Raw genomic sequence first — 413 nt, forward strand, 5'->3', positions numbered from 1 at the left:
ATGCAGTGGTTTCCATGCATTATGATTGAATGCAGTGAAGACCACGGAGCATGGTAAAATGCATCCCGATTGAACGCCGTGCATTCCATGCAGCGGGGATAAATGAATCCCGGTTGAATGCAGTGGATTCCATGCAGCGTGGCCCAATGGATCTCGATTGAATGCAGTGGATTCCATGCAGCGTGTTTGAATGCAGTGTATGCCATGCAGCGTGAAGAAATGGAACCCTATTGAATGCAGTGGATTTTATGCAGCATGATTGAATGCAGTGGATTCCATGCAGCATGATTGAATGCAGTGGATTCCAGGCAGCGAGGCCCAATGAATCCCGATTGAATGCAGTGGATATTATCCAGCATGGCCCAAAGCATCCCGATTGAATGCAGTGGATTCCATGCAGCGTGTTTGAATGC

The 413-nt window shown here is 47.9% G+C and carries 1 protein-coding gene; it reads right to left on the reverse strand.

Annotation, left to right across the window (positions count from 1 at the left end):
- Window positions 1-227: 227 nt before the first annotated feature.
- Window positions 228-413, reverse strand: a 186-nt coding sequence (locus tag ACSUE0_RS14550; protein ID WP_436957838.1) for a hypothetical protein, incomplete at its 5' end; no start/stop codon positions are given.

The organism is Staphylococcus sp. AS1337, assembly GCF_051408735.1.
GTDB lineage: Bacteria > Bacillota > Bacilli > Staphylococcales > Staphylococcaceae > Staphylococcus > Staphylococcus xylosus_B.